A 16797-nucleotide genomic window follows, 5' to 3' on the forward strand; every position below is an offset into this window, starting at 1 on the left:
ATGATTCTTTTTCTAGGCGAATTAAGTTTAATGTAGTTATATATCATTAAGTTAATGATTATTCACTCATCAATTATGGATTTCTCGTACTCGCAATAGCCATGAGTGGCTGGCAGCATCATTAATTAGGACACCTTATCGGTTTGCAGAATTGTCTGAACTTAGCCTTTGCCACTTTTTCGTCTGCTCAGCTTGTGAGCTTTTTTTGTGAAACGAAATCAGAATGCACTCCTCAGCATGGCACTGGCTACAGTAATGTAGTCGCTGATTTTACTGGTGTTATTCGCTGACTTGCCCTTAATACTCTAAAGTTAACAGTTGTTGGCATTTTAAAGGAGCAACTGATGACAATATTGGGAAATAGAACACTGGGCTATAGCTTGAGTGGCCTGTTATTTAGCGTATTTGTTTCGATGACCGCCCTTGCCGCTCCGGCGGTGACCGTAACGGAATTACAGGATGGATTGGATCATCCATGGTCACTGGCATTTCTGCCTGATAATGGGGGAATATTAATCACTGAGCGTTCTGGGCAATTACGTTTATGGCAAGCAGGGAAGCCACTATCAGAACCTTTAAAGGGGGTACCAGAAGTCTATGCCAAGGGGCAAGGTGGTCTGCTAGAAGTGGCATTATCACCGACATTCTCTCAAGATCGCCGTATATACCTAAGTTTTGCTGAAGTGGGAAAAGAGGGTAAAGCGGGCACCGCCGTGGGTTATGGCCATCTTAATCCTCAGGGGACAGCCATTGAAAACTTCAAGGTATTCTTCCGCCAGCAACCCAAATTATCTACCGGCAACCATTTTGGTGGCAAATTAGCCTTTGATAAACAAGGCCATATCTTTATTACTCTGGGCGAAAACAATCAGCGCCCTACGGCTCAAGACTTAAGCCTACATCAAGGTAAAATCGTACGTCTGACACTTGATGGTAAGGTAGTAAAAGATAATCCATTTGCCAATAAGTCTCCGGCAAAGCCAGAGATCTGGTCCTATGGCCATCGCAATCCACAGGGTCTGGCGCTTAACCCATGGACTGAAGTAATGTGGGCTAATGAGCATGGTCCTAAAGGCGGCGATGAAATCAATATCCCGCAGGCCGGGAAAAACTACGGCTGGCCATTAGCCACTCATGGTGTTAACTACTCAGGTTTAGCCATTCCAGAGGCGAAAGGTACCCATGTCGAGGGTACCGAGCAACCGGCATATTACTGGGAGAAATCACCCGGTATCAGCGGCATGGCTTTCTATGACGCAGCCCGCTTCCCCACCTGGCAACATTCACTATTTATCGGGGCATTGGCACAGAAAGAGTTGATTCGCTTGCAGTTGGATGGTGACAAAGTGATCGCAGAGGAGCGTTTACTGGGTGATCGCGGTGAGCGTATCCGCGATGTCCGGGTCGGGCCAGATGGTTATGTCTATCTGCTAACTGATGAGAGTGACGGCAAACTACTGAAGCTAGGGCTGGCGGAGGACTCATCACCCAAAGCAAAATAAGGGTTTTGCCCCTAAAAAAGCCGGAGAACATCTTCGGCTTCTCACGTTATCACCGGTTAGCGGTCCGAAGAGGCCTGCCATAAATTAAGCTGACCCTCGGCCACATGCTGATCAATCTCACGTAACTCTTCAGCGCTGAAACTCAGGTTAGTCAGGGCTGCACAGTTTTCCTCCAACTGCTCTGGGCGGCTGGCACCGATCAATACCGAGGTCACACGATTATCTTTCAATAACCAGCTCAATGCCATTTGTGCCAATGATTGCCCACGTTGTTGAGCTAATGCATTCAGTGCCTTGATACTGCGCAGATTGGCGGCTGATAACATATTTTCCTTCAACGAGCCGCCCGCTTCTTTTTTCATTCGAGAATCATCGGGAATGCCATTGAGGTATTTCCCCGTCAACAGCCCTTGAGCCAATGGGGTAAAAGCAATACAACCCACCCCCTGTTGCTCCAGCGTATCTAACAAATGAGTCTGCTCAACCCAACGATTCAAAATATTGTAGGAAGGTTGATGAATAAGCAGCGGAACCTTCCATTGCTGCAATAGCTCGACCATTGTGGCGGTACGCTCAGAAGAATATGAAGAAATCCCCACATAGAGTGCCTTGCCACTTTGTACCGCCTGAGCCAGTGCCGAGGCGGTTTCTTCCATTGGCGTATTTTCATCTACACGGTGCGAATAGAAGATATCAACATAGTCCAGCCCCATACGCTGTAAGCTTTGATCCAGGCTGGCAAGCAGATATTTGCGCGAGCTGCCCGCACCATACGGGCCAGGCCACATGTTATAACCGGCTTTGGTCGAGATTATCAGCTCATCACGGTAAGGCTTAAAATCGTCGTGCAGCAATTTACCAAAATTTTGCTCGGCAGAGCCAGGAGGTGGGCCATAGTTGTTGGCCAAATCAAAATGAGTAATCCCTAGGTCAAAGGCTTTGCGCAATAATGTACGTTGCGATTCTAATGTATTGTTAAAACTGAAGTTATGCCACAGCCCAAGCGATAACGCCGGAAGCTGTAAGCCACTTTTTCCACAAAAACGATATTGCATTTGGTTATATCGGGAAGGGTCTGCTTGGTAGGGCATGATGGCTCCTGTCTCTGCTTATCGGATTTCTGAAACGGCATTTCTATTTTAACGCTATCCTTTGTCCCTGCAAGTGATACCCCCCACGCAATCGGTATAAAGTGCTATCTGTAGCGACCTGCGTTTATAAATTCACAAACCTGCATTTATCGCGTTTTTCGACCCGAATTATCTGTATGTATTCGGAGTGGTAAACCCAGATTAAGTGCAAATGAACCTGCATTTGATGGCGTCAACCTGCATTCCATTCAGACTAACCCACATTAACTGCAACCAGGCCCACTGGCACTGGAAGCGAAGCTGTGATTTGACGACATTTTGGTTTGAGGTACCAATGGTACTAATCGTGCTGTATATGGGGTTGTAAGCGCAAACCGCCGAAAATTCCGCGAGGGTGGATTGCAGTGACCTCTTGCCTTTCTGGATGATTTAGCAATAGGTTTTTGCATCAAATAAGCCGTTGATTTGCCGATGCCCTATAGTAACCAAGCATAAACGAACGTTTGTGCAACGGGGTTATGCCTCAAAAAATCGATTAACAGGCCAGACGGAATTTTCGGCGGTTTGCGCGTGGAACCCCCCTTAGCGACTATTTGCCACAGTGCCCTTTTTATGCTCTCCACTTACTAAGTAAAAATACCTAGTAGGTTAAGTAATCGAACGAATTGTTTCCTTGCTTCGGGCTGGTTATTTTAACTGAATCAATTGCGATGATGTAAATAATCCAGACTGCGATGTTCTACATCATCATTAATTTTCTTTAAAGCAAGGAACGTATGAATATTAAACCTCTTGTGCTGGCTATTTCTTTAGCGACTATTTCTGGCCAGGCTTTTGCTGATAATTATTTGCAAGGTTATTACGGTTCACTGAAGTTACTGCATGTTGAGCAATCTGCAAAAAATATGGACACCAGCAGCCGTCCGGGCGTTGGGAGTTTTGTCCGCGGTAACGAAAGAGAGAGCTTTTTTAATGGTGCTGCGGCCGCGGGCTATCAGTTTGGTAATGGCTGGCGCACTGAGGGTGAATACGTTTTCAAGAAAAAGAGCGAATACACCAGCGGTTCAACCACCTTTGCCAACAGCTTTAATCACCACAAAGTGGATGTACAACGTTTGATGCTCAATGCTTACCGTGACTACGCATTGGGTTATGATTTCTCGATTTATGGTACCCTTGGTTTAGGTATCGCTAAAGTAGAATCTGATGGCTGGCAGGGTAATACCTCGCGTCAATATGGTTCAAATACGCAAACCAACCTAGCTTACTCACTTGGTGCAGGGATCAGTTATGCGCCGATAAAGCGTCTTAACCTCGATCTGGGCTACCGTTACGTTGATATGGGCAACGTTGAAAGTGGCTACAATAACTTCAACAACGTTAGAGGGTTGAAAGACGAGCAAATGAAAGCCCGTCTGGTTTCCAGCGAAGTGGTGCTGGGTGCTCGTTATCTATTCTAATTTCTGCTGATCTTCATTTATTACGGTTCTGTCGCATTAGCGTAGGTATCCAAACTGTCCCCATTTAGGGCGCGATATCCGGTTACGTCGTTGTGCCAGATTTTTGACGTTCATCGCAGTAGCTACCGGCATTGGCATAGCCAGACTGATGAACCCGATGCTGAGCGAGTGGTTAAACGCAGCCGGGTCAAAGAAGCGTGGAACGCCAGCGGCGGCTCTGGCCAATTTTAGTTGACCACTATAAAGTCTGGATCAGATAATCTTGCACATACCCACCCACTCTTCAAAGAGATGTGCCTGTTCTTTTTCAGGCACTGTTAGTCGTTGGATTATATTTAACTATCTAGTCTTGATAAATTTGAAGAATGATGAGAGTGAATACTCTATGAATAGGTTACCAAAACTAAGCCAACTTAAAGCATTTCATGCCGTGATAAAGCATGGAAGTTATCGTGCTGCGGCTGAGGCATTAGGTCAAACTCAGCCATTACTGACTCGAGCGGTAAGAGACTTGGAAAAAACGTTAGGTGTTCCTTTATTGATAAGAGGAGCTAAGGGGATAGTGCTGACGGAAATGGGAAGAGTCTTCAGACCCAGAATGCAATTAATCTTAAATGAGATACAACGGGCCACTGATGAAATAGAACAGATTCACTTATCTTTAAGCGGAACTATCACACTAGGGTGTTCGTATTTACTATCCTTCTCTATTCTCCCTGATGTAATCATAAAGTTTCAAAAAAAATATCCACACGTCAATATAATCCTGAGCGAAGGGCAATTGTCAGAGCTGTTGCCTGATTTACGTATTGGTCAGATGGATTTCTTTGTTGGTATCGTTAACCCACATATATCACTCGGTAGCTTTGTTGAGAAGCCTCTGATGACATCAGAGTTTTGTGTCGTTGCCTCTAAAGGTCACCCGCTTGCTATGTGTACTTCATTAGCTGAATTGAAGGAAGCAAAGTGGTATCTACCAAAAGCTAGTGCAGGATATTACAGTGATATGAATAAATTTGTCTTCCCCAATGGTCGGAGTCCATTAGGTTCTCTAATTATTGGCGATTCAACAATACTGGGAGAACAACTTATTCTTAATGAAGGGTACTTAACTATCGCGCCAAAAGAATTACTAAACGTTCCCTATCTTAAAGACCGATTGTGTTATATCCCGATTAAAGAGTCTTTACCTCAGGGGCACTATAGTTTTATTCATAGCCAGAATGTGGCACTAACTCCAATGGCACAACGTTTAGTTGACGACATGATTTTGGCGTTCGAAGACTCAGCGATAAGGGCTGTATCATATTAAGGCAACAATCAAGTAACATACTGTTTTTTAGGCTCGCAGTGCTCGGGGATCACTGTTGCAAATAGTCACGAAAGGTAAGTTTCCTCTCAGGTCAAAGGCCTCAGAGACTGAAAACATAGTTCACCAGGCGCACTTCGCCCTGAAGATGGCCATAAAGCCTGTCCTTTGCGTAATGAGCGCATCACCTCAATGCCTTTAATCGTGACGTAAGCCGTCTTCATCGACTTGAAGCCCAGCATCAGATTGATTATCCACTTCAGCTTACTATGATCACATCCAATCACGTTGTAAGGTATTTCACCTGCCGATGCTCAACGCCAGGTGGACATATTCCCTCACTTGTCAGCAGCGCCAGTGCTCTGCCATAGGTCGGTGCCTTATCTGTAATGCGGTGTCGCGGCTATTCCCAATCTCTTCGGTTACCCAGCATTTTCTTCAAAAATCGATAGTCCGACCGTGGCTATCGACGGCCCAGTACAAATAAGCCCATTTACCGCTGATTTTGACGTAGGTTTCATCCAAATGCTAGGGATGCAGGTCGGTGAGATGATGCCAGTACCAGCGCAGCCATTTTTTCATTTCAGGGGCATAGCGCTGAATCCTTCCCCAATTAATTTATACTATGTTTATCCTCACCCAAGGGGTATGGTCAGAACATTCACAGAAATGATTCTATAAATACAAAATTATCTGGGAAATTTCACACAAATCTGGGTAATGACTCCGAAAATAAATAAACGAAATAAAACAGGTTTTAATGTGGTTTATTTAACAAAGAAAATGACAATAAAATCACAACCCATTGTTATTAAGCAATTAATTAATTTTTTAGTTCAAAATAAGCATCACGCACAACAGAAATGGCGACTTCCGCTACCGAGAAATATCTCATATTATTTGCACACAATTTAGCGAGAATGCTTATTAAATTGTTTACCTTAAAACAGAAATAAAAAATTAGAGATATTTAAAAATGCACCACCAACCTTTATGGAAGCTGTATTTCTGATTTAAAATAACATTACTTAATCATCACCAATGCATTCGATAAATATATCGAAAAGCAATAAAGATGATTATTCACTTTAGGTGAACATTCACCTGTTATATGAATTTATATTTCATATAGCTCAATTAAAACGTTAGGAATATATATGAAAAAGTTAGCTATTATTGTCTCAATCGTTGCTGCATTCGCGGGTGTTAACGCTGCTCAAGCCGCTTCTACCGGTACCATCACCTTTAACGGTGAACTGACAGCGTCTACTTGTGACGTATCCGTCGACGGCCAGGGTGCAGACGCAACAGTGGTACTGCCAACTGTCGGTACCAACCAGTTGACTTCTGCTAACCAGGTTGCTGGTAGCACAGGCTTTAACATGGCGCTGAGCGACTGTGCTGGCACCCTGAAAACAGTTTCTGCTTTCTTTGAAGCAGGCCCAAGTGTCGATGTGGTTACCGGTCACCTGAAAAATGTAAGCGGTACTGCCGGTCAGGTTAGCCTGGAACTGCTGGACGCGTCTAACGCCATGACGCCAATTAAAGCCGGTAACAGCAACCAGACGACCAGCACGACTTATATTGATGCTTCTACGGGTTCTGCTTCACTGCCGTATGCGGTTCAATATTATGCTGATGGCGCAACCACTGCCGGTACAGTTATCAGCAACGTGGTTTACTCTATTCAATACAAATAAGTATTAACGAGTAACATATAAATTTTAAAGGGCAGATATCTGCCCTTTTTGACGATAATAACTAAAATTAAAGCATGCACACATTCAATAAGTGTCGAGGTTGTTATGAACAGCACTAACCGTCTTTTATTAACAGTATTTTCAGCCTTGTTCTTGATTCTATTTGTCGGACGCTCTGTTCAGGCCAGTGTGGTTATTACCGGCACCCGGGTAATTTATCCGGAAAAACAAAAAGAAGTGACGGTAAAGGTTAATAACACCGGCACCGGCCCGGTGGTATTACAAAGCTGGATTGACAATGGGGATGTGAATGCCCGCCCGGAAACCTTGAAAGTGCCTTTTGTGCTTACGCCTCCAATCAATCGCGTCGAACCAAATAAAAGCCAGACATTACGCATCAGTTATACCGGAGCCTCTTTACCCACAGATAAAGAATCGGTGTTTTGGTTGAACGTATTGGAAATTCCCGCGAAAGTGGATTCGGGTAGCAGTCAGAATTATTTGCAGATGGCGTACCGCTCCCGTATTAAATTGTTTTTCCGTCCCGCAGGGTTAGTGGGTAATGCGAATGATGCTGCACAATCTTTAGTCTGGACCAAAGTCCCTGGCGGACTTAAAGCCACCAATCCGACACCGTTTCATGTTTCTTTGGTCACGGTGGGGATAACGGGCAGTAAAACAGCGCCAGTTGAAGGCCAAATGATTAGCCCTAATAATTCGCTGACCTTTTCGTTACCGGGAAATACCGCCGGCAATAACGTTGATTTTGAATTTGTTAATGATTATGGCGCACTCAATAAACTGAGTCAGCCCATTAAACCTTAATTTAATTTATATACAGCAGTTATACACAGCGTCCGCTGGTTATCTCGTGGGGGCGGAATACGTCTGTACACTACGGAATAATTGAATAATGAAACACCCTGCAATGCCTTTTTCAGCAGAACGGCGTACCCGCAATGTTGGTTTAACACCCGTTGCGGCGGCGGTTATTACCGTTTTTTTGTCACCAACTGTTTTTGCTGTTGATAGCATTGGAAAAACAGAGAGTACTGTATCACTTGAGCCTAATAAACCTCAGGCGGTGGAGTTTGACAGTATTTACTTAAATACCGAACACGGTGGTTCCGGCATTGATTTAAGCCGCTTCTCGAAAGGGGGCAGCGTGTTACCCGGCACTTACCGGGCTGACATTTATTTAAACAATACCCTGATTGGCAATGAGAATGTGGAATTTAAGGCCCGCGACGATAAAAGTGTCCATGCCTGCTTATCCTCGTCGGTCATTGCCAGTCTTAATCTCAAGACAGAAGTATTGCCGCCTGAATCACTGGCCCCGCTGAAAGAAGAGGACGGCTGTGTTGATCTGGCGTCGCTGATCCCCGATGCCCAGGTGGCTTTTGACAGCGGCGAACAACGGCTGGATATCGCTATTCCCCAGGCATTGTTACTCCGTACCGCCCGTGGCACCGTCAACCCCGCGTTGTGGGACAGCGGCGTGACGTCAGGGATGTTGGGCTATTCACTCAATGGCTACAGCTCCTCCGCCAACGGACAGACATTTAACTCGGCTTTTGCCGGGATTAACACCGGGGTAAACCTCGGCTCATGGTATTTCCGTCATAACGGCTCGTATAACTGGCAAGAAGACGGTGACAGCAAATACACCAGTATTAACAGTTATGTGCAGCGGGATGTCCCGGCTGCGCTGGGCCGGGTGTTGCTGGGACAATCCAATACCACCGGGCAGTTATTCGATACCGTGCCTTTCACTGGAGCACAATTCAGCACCGATGACCGCATGTTGCCAGAGTCCCTGCGTGGCTATGCGCCGGAAGTGCGCGGGATTGCCCGCACCAATGCGCTGGTGACCGTGCGCCAGAGTGGTCAGGTGTTGTATGAAACCACGGTTTCACCGGGCGAATTTATCATTGATGACCTCTATCCGACCGGTTACGGCGGCAATCTGGATGTCACGGTGCGTGAAGCCGACGGCAGCACACAGAATTTCCAGGTGCCGTTTGCGGCAGTGGCGCAATTGCTGCGCCCCGGTTCGCAGCGCTACAGCCTGACGGTGGGTAAAGTGCGCAATGATTCGCTCTCCTTTACCCCGGGTCTTTATCAGGGAACCTATCAGCGTGGTCTGAACAACAGCATTACCGGTTATACCGGGGCGCAGGCCAGTGAAGACTACTATGCCGTGCAGGTCGGGACTGCGTTCAGTACCCCGATTGGGGCGGTGGCGGTCGACGTGACCCAGGCCAATACCCGCCTGCGTAACGGCAATGAAAGTGGCCAGAGCTATCAGGTCAGTTACAGCAAGGTGATTGCTGAAACCAACAGTAACCTGAGTGTGGCGGCGCACCGCTTTTCGACTCAGGGCTATCTCGATTTCGCCACGGCGATGCAAACCCTTGATGCCGAACGTCAGGGCTATGACGCCAACAGTATCTACCGGGCAAAAAACCGCTTAACCGTGACCGCCAATCAGGGGTTACCGGACGGCTGGGGCCAGATGTATATCAGTGGTTCTTTGCAGGATTACTGGAATAAAGGTGGCAGTGACCAGCAGTATCAGGTGGGTTACAGCAACAACTATAAAAGCATGACCTACGGCGTCAGCGTGAACCGCAGCCGCTCCGGGTTTGGCGAGATGCAAAATACTTATCTGGTCAGTATGAGTTTCCCGTTGGGGCGTAATGACCAGCAGAACGTGCCGCAAATGCGACTGGAAATGAACCGCAATGGTCAGGGCAACTGGGGCGAACAGGCATCGGTTTCAGGCAGTGCTGGCGAGCAAAGCCAGTTCAGTTATGGGGCAACCGCCATGAACAGCAACGGCGGGTCGGGGGCCAGTGGCAGTGTCAATGGTCAGTACCGCGGTTCTAAAGCCACCAGTATGGCGTCTTACGGTGGTGGTCGCGACTATCAGAGTGGCTCGGTCGGCATTTCAGGCAGCATGATTGCCCACCCCGGTGGCGTGACATTAACGCCGTACAGCAGTGAGACCTTTGCGGTGGTGGAAGCGAAGGGCGCTGAAGGGGCCGAAGTGTCCGGTTACTCCGGCGTGAAAATTGACTCCCGGGGTTATGCCGTGGTGCCGTATCTGAGTGCCTATCAGATGAATGAGATAACCATCGATCCGAAGGGGACCTCTTATGACGTGGAGCTGGAATCCACCAGTCAGAAAGTGGCGCCGAATGCCGGTGCGGTGGTGATGGTGAAATATAAAAGTACCAAGGGCTATCCGATATTGGTCAATGCCACCCAGTCAGATGGCGAGCCGGTGCCGTTTGGGTCGCAAGTGTTAGACACCAAAGGTCAGGTAGTGGGTTCTGTCGGTCAGGGTGGTCAGATTTATGCGCGGGTGAGCGAGGAGCGTGGCCGTTTGCAAGTCAGTTGGGGTGAAGGTACCGGCCAGCAATGTTACCTGAACTATATTCTGCCGCCGCAATTAGCCAACGGTAAAGCCAGCGCGATGATGCGGTTTACCTCGACCTGTGTGCCTCAGGAGCAATCACTTCGTGAGTAAAGGCTTCGATATGACGTATTTTTTCAGCGGAAAAGACGATAACGCTGCAGGAAGGCACTAACCCAATGCTGTTTACTGCCAGAAAAAGAGGCAATGATGTATGAAACTATCTATGAATAAAGTGGGTGGGCTGTTTGGCGGCCTCTTGTTAAGTGTTATCAGTACCAGTAGCTGGGCCGTGGCGAATTGTTCATTTCCCGCTGGCTCGACTCAAACCGAAACAGTCCCCTTGAGTCCACCAGTGATTTCGGCAGGGGTCGATATTCCTGTGGGGACGGTTCTTTATCAAGGGGCCTGGGTGATGAAAAATACGCTTATGGAGTGCCAGTGGGCACAGGCTGACGTAGGTAAATCATTTTGGTACAGCAGTTCAACGTTGATTAGCCATGCCCCACTCCCTCTGAGCGGCTTGATGACCGGTCCGTTTGCGGGTGCCGTCTATCAGACCAATATTCCGGGGATTGGTGTGGCCATTTCACGAACCCCGGATGGCAATCCGATAATAGTTAACCGGCCTGCGGTAATCACGGATGTAGAGAACCCTATAAGGCAGGTAAGCAATGAATTAGGCGGCGCCTTGAATTTTGGCGGTTCAACACGTTATGTCTCGCTCATTAAAACGGGGGCTATTACCCCCGGTAGCTTTACGATTAGCGGTGCAAATTTCCCGAGTATCACGACTGCGATTGAGCCCGCGGTGAATACTCATGCGGGTTCTGTTCCCGTCACCGGGTTGCCGTTTACTTTTTACAATATCAATTTTCAGGGAACCCTGACGGTGTCTACGCAAACCTGCACCACACCAGATGTCACGGTTGCATTGGGACGTTATGACAAAAATGAAATTTTTAGGGGGATAAACTCAACAACACCTTGGATTGATGCGTCAATTAACCTTATAAATTGCCCTAGATTCTACGGTTTTTATAACAGTACCAATACGACGATATTGATGGATTACAATACCGGAATGGGGAGTCCATCCAACTCGCTCAATAACGGTATTGGCGTGCGCCTGACACCTGCTACCAATGTAATTGATGCCGCCAATGGGATTATGGCTATCGACTCGACGGTATCCGGTGCAGCATCGGGCGTAGGTATCCAGATTGGTTGGGGAAGTAGTAGCCAAACCCCAACGCTGTTTAACTTTGCGGCAGAACAAACAGTGACGCTGCCAAAAGACGGCAGTTCTACAATCCGTGTTCCGCTGTCTGCCCGTTATATTCAAACAGAAGCGAACGTCACACCGGGTAAAGCGAATGGTAAAGCCGTGTTCTTGATCAATTATTATTAATGTCCTACGTCGAATGCGTTATTAACCTCGCCCGAGGGAAGTGAATTTCCCATGGCGTGTTGGATAAATAACGTTGAACTTAATAAGTCCGTAATTTTAGGCTGTTGAGCGTAACGGTGATTTTTATTGTTCTGACAGGAAAGTATTTTTACGATTAACCGCTATTAAACCACGATGGATAAAGAGACCAAGGAAGGTCTCAACGCACACTCTTTAATCCACACCAGATATTTGATTTTGCGTTTAACTGTTTTTTATTCAATTAATCGTTAGATAATTTAAATGCAAAAGGTGATTTATGAGAGATATTGTTATATTCAGTGGCAGTGATTTAATCCGATTCGCCTTAAGAGCGATTATAGAGCCAGTGATCATTCACCAGCCTGATAGAGTCAGTACGGTCCTTAAGGTCTGTACCTCATTGCCAGAGTTTGAGCGTGAGATATTAACGTCCGTCAATCCGGTTGTTGTTTTTGATATTGATAATGTGCCCATAATTAATCAGTATTCTATACTAGAAAAGATTAAGAGAAAAATAAATAAAATCAATCTTGTTCTTTACTCTAAAGAAAGTAAATTATCAAATAATTATTCCTATTTTAAAGGTGTGGATGTAATACACCTTTGTAAAACAGCAACGCTCATGGAGATAGAATCAACCATATTTCAGTGTTTTCATAGACTTGTAACTTCCCGGAATAAAATTCCAAATATTTCCATGTCCCATGAAAATAAATCATTGAAATTAACTAGGCGGGAAAGTGAAATATTATCACTTTTAATGTTTGGTATGGACACTAAAGACATTGAGGATTTATTGAGTATTAATTTAAAAACAATCAGTTCTCATAAAATAAATATACTTAAGAAATATGAAGCGACTAGCTTGGTTGAACTCTATAATAAATGGAGGGAATTCCCGTTTTAAATACTACCTTACCTTTGTTTTGAAAAGGTATTGGATGTTTTAATGGTTTTGCATTGTCAGTATGCAACACTATTTGTGAATAATATTTACTTATGGTGTTGTTATTTATAAATATTTCCAGCGCATCGAGATACTGTATCCAGTCGCGGTCGCCACATTGATTACTAATATTCCACTATAAGCTTCAACTTTTTTGTGACAAATCACGTCTTTTGAGAAGAATACAATTATTTTTTTGTGCACGGTGTAGCTATATTTCCGACAATTGTGGTTGTTCCTTATTTTCCCCTCATATTCTACTGAATTCAACATGTTTATTACAAATCATTTTATTCCTATTTTGAATGGTTTTAGCAACAGGAAAATTTATACATTTTCAAAAGCTATTATTTATAACTAATCTGAGTTACTGCGAAGGTTTTTTCTTTATTAAGGTAGTTAATATTAATCATCTTGTTTTTTATATCAGAAACAGCACGCACCGTTTTACTGAGACGGTTAATGCTCGTGAGAGATTTTTCAAAGTCACTTGCTCTATATGTAGATTCTGTTATAGCACCTACAAATCTAATCTGACCATTTGCGAGGGCTGAATTTACACTAAACACAATGAAAATTGTCGCGATTAATTTTGATATCATTGAACACCTTCTATTGGTTAGAGGATCATCAACGGTACTTAATGAAACGTTACAATTTAACCATAGGACAGACAATAAAAAACGTCAATTGACTATTGGTGGCCAAATCACTGTAGGTGGAGAAAAGCGGCATTAAGCTGGCTACGCTGATTTCTGCTCTGTTCTATGATTTGGTTCAGGATAAAGCGGTACAAATTCCCAAGCAAGGCGAACGTCGGGAACGAGAATTGCAGGAGTTGATTAAGAAAAGTAAGCGTCCCGTCGCTCTGTTTGTGGATGAAGCGCATGATCTTAATGGTCATACCCTCATCGGTTTAAAGCGTTTGATGGAAGTCGTGGAGTTACGTGATCGTATTTTGGCTGCCGGATTACCTATTTAGTATCAAAAGTTGACCAGCTCATAGCGAATGATTACCTTCGAGTGCTTCTGGCGTTTAAAATTTTAGAGTTGCAGTTATTGTGGGTCCATGAAGATGGAATGCAGGTCAGCCCCATAAAATGCAGGTTCATTTGCAGATATAGTGGGTTTATATCCACTGATAATTGCAGTTAATGTGAGCCGAAAAACGCAATAAATGCAGGTTTGGCGGATTTCAAACGCAGGTTTCTACAGCTATCGTTGGCAGCAATAGCAATATAGTTTCACTAGGGAACAATACAGAAGATGAACTATATTAACTTCCGGTTATCTTCTTCACCGATCTTCATTTTATTTATATTAGTTCCGCGGATTAAACTCGAATAAAACATAATACTTAAGGCCGATAACTCGCCATATTCGAACGATCACGTAATTTATTTATACTACAATTATTCTTATTCTGACGAATTACCATTGAGGGGTTTGTTATGACTGTAATCGATGTAATGTGGGTTGGATTTGGTGGCGGTATCGGATCACTTTTACGTTGGTGGATAGGGCTGAGGGTTGGCAAAATATATCAAGGTAATTTTCCCCTAGGTACTTTTTTGATTAATATTTCTGGTGCCTTTGTTATTGGATATTTGAGTATTCTCTTTAGTGTTGACTGGCGTGATCGCTATGGCGACTTAATCAATGCAGCGGTACTAACCGGTATTCTTGGCGGTTATACCACCTTTAGTAGCATGCAATTGGATGCAGCAAAACTGGCCACTGCTCGTGGTAGAGCAATGGCTGCTGGATATTTAATTATTTCTGTCATCGTCGGTCTGGCAGCAGCGGCATTGGGTGCCTGGTTGGCTTATTAATCAGAGGGAAATGTTATGCTAAATCTTATTATTTTAGTCTTTGTTGGTGGTGCTTTTGGTGCCATGTGTCGCGAGTTTATTATGTTATCCGTGCCGCGACTGGCCGACGGCTTCCCAATGGATATTTTTGTCGCCAACATTATTGCAGCATTTTTATTAGGGCTGACTACCTCTTTATTTAAAAAAGATAAAATTAACCAATATGTGCATTTGATGGTCGCAACCGGGATCATGGGCGGTCTTTCAACCTTTTCCAGTTTTGTCTTTGGTGCGGTCGAAATGATGAGGAACCCTACAGGAATTTTAGTCTCAATCTGTTATTTGGTCGCCAGCCTGATCATAGGCTTCATCGCTGTTGAATTAGGTTTGATGATTGGCCCTAAAGAAAAACCAAAAGACCCACATGCAGCTACCCAATAAAATACTCTCCAACAATAAAACACCCTCAATGCTGAGGGTGTTTTTGTGTACTACTGCAGATTAAGCTCGCCAGATCAATCTAACTTCTGACAGTTACCAAAGAACATCTCCGTAATAAGATCGTTATTAATGGTATCGCCATTCAGAGTCCTAACCAGTAGTTCACTGCCAAGCAACGGCAATGAGAACACCATATCAGGATTTACCCGTTTAACTTTTTTCATATTCTGGCTTTCATTCACTAATGCCAGCGTCTTGGTGGACTCACCCGCAATTTCTTTGGCAGCTAAAATGGTAAAGGTATTATCAGCATCACTGTTACATAAGGCGATAATATATTTTGCTTTAGCCGCACCTGCCAGTTGCAATGTCGCAACCGATGATGGGTCGCCCTCGATAATATCTGCATCGGAAGGAAATTCATGCTGGCTACCGACGGCGCAAACCACAGTAACCTCATCACCCCGGTCACGTAGACCATTATAGACATTCAGTGCCAGGGAGTTGGTACCGACAATAATAAAATGATTTTTACGTTCCACGTGAGAAATCCTACCTTTAACTATACGTTTGATATTATTACTGATCATCGGTCCGGCAATAGAAGAAATTGAAGCAGCAAAGACCGTTATACCGGAAATAATCACCGTAAGAGTAAACATCCGTGCCAGCGTAGAGTGAGGAATAATATCCCCGAATCCCACTGTCGACATACAAACGATCGCAAAATAGAAAGCCGTAGGTAAATCGGTAACGGCCGGAGCAAACTCATCCCCCATATAGAGCGTACCGAGCATGCTATAGACGATCAATGATGCAATACTGACGACCGCAAAGAAGGTACCGCTGCCGAGGCTGTGATAATCAAAATCGCGCCAATAAAAAAGCAAGGCAACAATAATCACAAGAGAATAAGTCGTCAGCGTATTATGATCTTTAAGAATAAAGAGATTGATAGCAACGATAGTAAACAGCAATAACACGGTGAAAAACCATGCAATGCGGGTTCTCATCGAAAGTGCGATTGCCATCAATATCAATACCAGACCGATCATAAATCGAGGAATTTCAAATAATTCAAGAAAACTTAATGCCTCCTTCCATGTACTGAAATTGTTTACAGCATCGGTTGAATGAGATATCGCCCGCAACAGCACTGGGCTTAAGACCATATATCCATTTATTGCCACCAGAATAGCGAGGCAAAGTGGTATCGAAACTTTAGACTTAATTTCCTGTAATATTTTCATCAATAGAGTGACTAAAATTGTTATAGGTGAATTAAGTATAGATAAAAAATGAGAAAAATCATGGTTAAGTAGAATTATTTTTGATGAAAATCAAATAATAGTTGTATTTAATCGTGGGTTATTTGCCCTCATTTGTAGCTGCCTAATATTCACGGAGTGTAATTAAAATAAAGTAGTAAAATAACATTCATTACCATTCCTAGATAGATTACATCTATAATATATAAAGCCCACTTTACACATTGTAAAGTTATCCATACTGGATGACCAATTATATAATACGTTTAATTAATGGCGTTAATGCCATTAATATATAATAATACAGCAGCACTCAGGAATAGAACATTATCCTGAGTCGCCATAGCTGAGTGATATACATCACCCTTAGTTTAACTTTGTAAATATTCAATGATATTTGACAAATAAATAAGGAAATA

13 protein-coding genes and 2 pseudogenes are annotated in these 16797 nt (G+C 44.3%); 12 read left to right on the forward strand and 3 right to left on the reverse strand.

The window, feature by feature from the left end; translation table 11 throughout:
* Positions 1-344: 344 nt before the first annotated feature.
* Positions 345-1502 carry a PQQ-dependent sugar dehydrogenase gene (locus Q2T72_RS16635; protein ID WP_372569501.1) on the forward strand — a complete coding sequence of 386 codons (1158 nt, stop codon included), beginning with the start codon at positions 345-347 and terminating at the stop codon, positions 1500-1502.
* Between the two features lie 56 nt (positions 1503-1558).
* Here Q2T72_RS16635 and mgrA read toward each other — a convergent pair whose 3' ends face one another.
* Complete coding sequence (gene mgrA / locus Q2T72_RS16640; RefSeq protein WP_083163077.1) at positions 1559-2593, reverse strand: L-glyceraldehyde 3-phosphate reductase; 1035 nt, start codon at positions 2591-2593, stop codon at positions 1559-1561.
* Positions 2594-3369: 776 nt separating this feature from the next.
* On the opposite strand from mgrA, the gene Q2T72_RS16645 reads away from it, so the two are divergent.
* The 3 genes from Q2T72_RS16645 (at position 3370) to Q2T72_RS16655 (ending at position 5365) form a co-directional block, all read left to right on the forward strand.
* Positions 3370-4053, forward strand: a complete 684-nt coding sequence (locus Q2T72_RS16645) for an outer membrane protein (RefSeq protein ID WP_372569502.1) — start codon at positions 3370-3372, stop codon at positions 4051-4053.
* Positions 4054-4143: 90 nt separating this feature from the next.
* A complete protein-coding gene (locus Q2T72_RS16650) occupies positions 4144-4284 on the forward strand; it encodes a hypothetical protein (protein ID WP_372569503.1) in 141 nt (46 codons plus the stop codon).
* A 154-nt stretch (positions 4285-4438) separates the two neighbouring features.
* Entirely contained in the window at positions 4439-5365 is a 927-nt protein-coding gene (locus tag Q2T72_RS16655) for a LysR substrate-binding domain-containing protein (RefSeq protein ID WP_372569504.1), read from the forward strand.
* A gap of 100 nt (positions 5366-5465) precedes the next feature.
* Here the strand turns inward: Q2T72_RS16655 and Q2T72_RS16660 are convergent.
* Positions 5466-5965: pseudogene (locus Q2T72_RS16660) on the reverse strand (DDE-type integrase/transposase/recombinase); the annotation flags it as partial.
* 554 nt (positions 5966-6519) lie between these two features.
* Here Q2T72_RS16660 and Q2T72_RS16665 point away from each other — a divergent pair.
* From Q2T72_RS16665 to crcB, 8 genes and pseudogenes are all read left to right on the forward strand, one after another.
* Positions 6520-7062, forward strand: coding sequence for a fimbrial protein (locus tag Q2T72_RS16665; RefSeq protein WP_372569505.1), 543 nt, complete (start codon positions 6520-6522; stop codon positions 7060-7062).
* Positions 7063-7167: 105 nt separating this feature from the next.
* Complete coding sequence (locus Q2T72_RS16670; RefSeq protein WP_372568463.1) at positions 7168-7887, forward strand: molecular chaperone; 720 nt, start codon at positions 7168-7170, stop codon at positions 7885-7887.
* A gap of 88 nt (positions 7888-7975) precedes the next feature.
* On the forward strand, positions 7976-10594 hold the full coding sequence (locus Q2T72_RS16675; protein ID WP_372569506.1) for a fimbria/pilus outer membrane usher protein: 2619 nt from the start codon (positions 7976-7978) through the stop codon (positions 10592-10594).
* Positions 10595-10694: 100 nt separating this feature from the next.
* Positions 10695-11891, forward strand: coding sequence for a fimbrial protein (locus Q2T72_RS16680; protein ID WP_372569507.1), 1197 nt, complete (start codon positions 10695-10697; stop codon positions 11889-11891).
* A 298-nt stretch (positions 11892-12189) separates the two neighbouring features.
* Entirely contained in the window at positions 12190-12819 is a 630-nt protein-coding gene (locus Q2T72_RS16685) for a LuxR C-terminal-related transcriptional regulator (RefSeq protein ID WP_372569508.1), read from the forward strand.
* A 772-nt stretch (positions 12820-13591) separates the two neighbouring features.
* A pseudogene (locus Q2T72_RS16690) lies at positions 13592-13801 on the forward strand (AAA family ATPase); the annotation flags it as partial.
* A 508-nt stretch (positions 13802-14309) separates the two neighbouring features.
* On the forward strand, positions 14310-14690 hold the full coding sequence (locus tag Q2T72_RS16695) for a CrcB family protein (RefSeq protein ID WP_372569509.1): 381 nt from the start codon (positions 14310-14312) through the stop codon (positions 14688-14690).
* A gap of 15 nt (positions 14691-14705) precedes the next feature.
* Positions 14706-15110: a fluoride efflux transporter CrcB gene (gene crcB / locus Q2T72_RS16700; protein ID WP_083163073.1), complete on the forward strand. Its 405-nt coding sequence runs from the start codon at positions 14706-14708 to the stop codon at positions 15108-15110.
* Positions 15111-15184: 74 nt separating this feature from the next.
* On the opposite strand, the gene kch is transcribed toward crcB, so the two are convergent.
* Positions 15185-16360, reverse strand: a complete 1176-nt coding sequence (gene kch / locus Q2T72_RS16705; RefSeq protein ID WP_372569510.1) for a voltage-gated potassium channel protein — start codon at positions 16358-16360, stop codon at positions 15185-15187.
* Positions 16361-16797 lie beyond the last annotated feature (437 nt).

The organism is Yersinia sp. 2466 StPb PI (genome assembly GCF_041538325.1).
Lineage (GTDB): Bacteria > Pseudomonadota > Gammaproteobacteria > Enterobacterales > Enterobacteriaceae > Yersinia > Yersinia enterocolitica_E.

Coding starts and splice junctions, on each gene's coding strand:
- Q2T72_RS16655 (WP_372569504.1), top strand. CDS start 4,439: ATGAATAGGTTACCAAAACTAAGCCAACTTAAAGCATTTCATGCCGTG.
- Q2T72_RS16695 (WP_372569509.1), top strand. CDS start 14,310: ATGACTGTAATCGATGTAATGTGGGTTGGATTTGGTGGCGGTATCGGA.
- Q2T72_RS16670 (WP_372568463.1), top strand. CDS start 7,168: ATGAACAGCACTAACCGTCTTTTATTAACAGTATTTTCAGCCTTGTTC.
- Q2T72_RS16675 (WP_372569506.1), top strand. CDS start 7,976: ATGAAACACCCTGCAATGCCTTTTTCAGCAGAACGGCGTACCCGCAAT.
- kch (WP_372569510.1), bottom strand. CDS start 16,360: ATGAAAATATTACAGGAAATTAAGTCTAAAGTTTCGATACCACTTTGC.
- Q2T72_RS16645 (WP_372569502.1), top strand. CDS start 3,370: ATGAATATTAAACCTCTTGTGCTGGCTATTTCTTTAGCGACTATTTCT.
- mgrA (WP_083163077.1), bottom strand. CDS start 2,593: ATGCCCTACCAAGCAGACCCTTCCCGATATAACCAAATGCAATATCGT.
- Q2T72_RS16685 (WP_372569508.1), top strand. CDS start 12,190: ATGAGAGATATTGTTATATTCAGTGGCAGTGATTTAATCCGATTCGCC.
- Q2T72_RS16665 (WP_372569505.1), top strand. CDS start 6,520: ATGAAAAAGTTAGCTATTATTGTCTCAATCGTTGCTGCATTCGCGGGT.
- Q2T72_RS16635 (WP_372569501.1), top strand. CDS start 345: ATGACAATATTGGGAAATAGAACACTGGGCTATAGCTTGAGTGGCCTG.
- Q2T72_RS16680 (WP_372569507.1), top strand. CDS start 10,695: ATGAAACTATCTATGAATAAAGTGGGTGGGCTGTTTGGCGGCCTCTTG.
- crcB (WP_083163073.1), top strand. CDS start 14,706: ATGCTAAATCTTATTATTTTAGTCTTTGTTGGTGGTGCTTTTGGTGCC.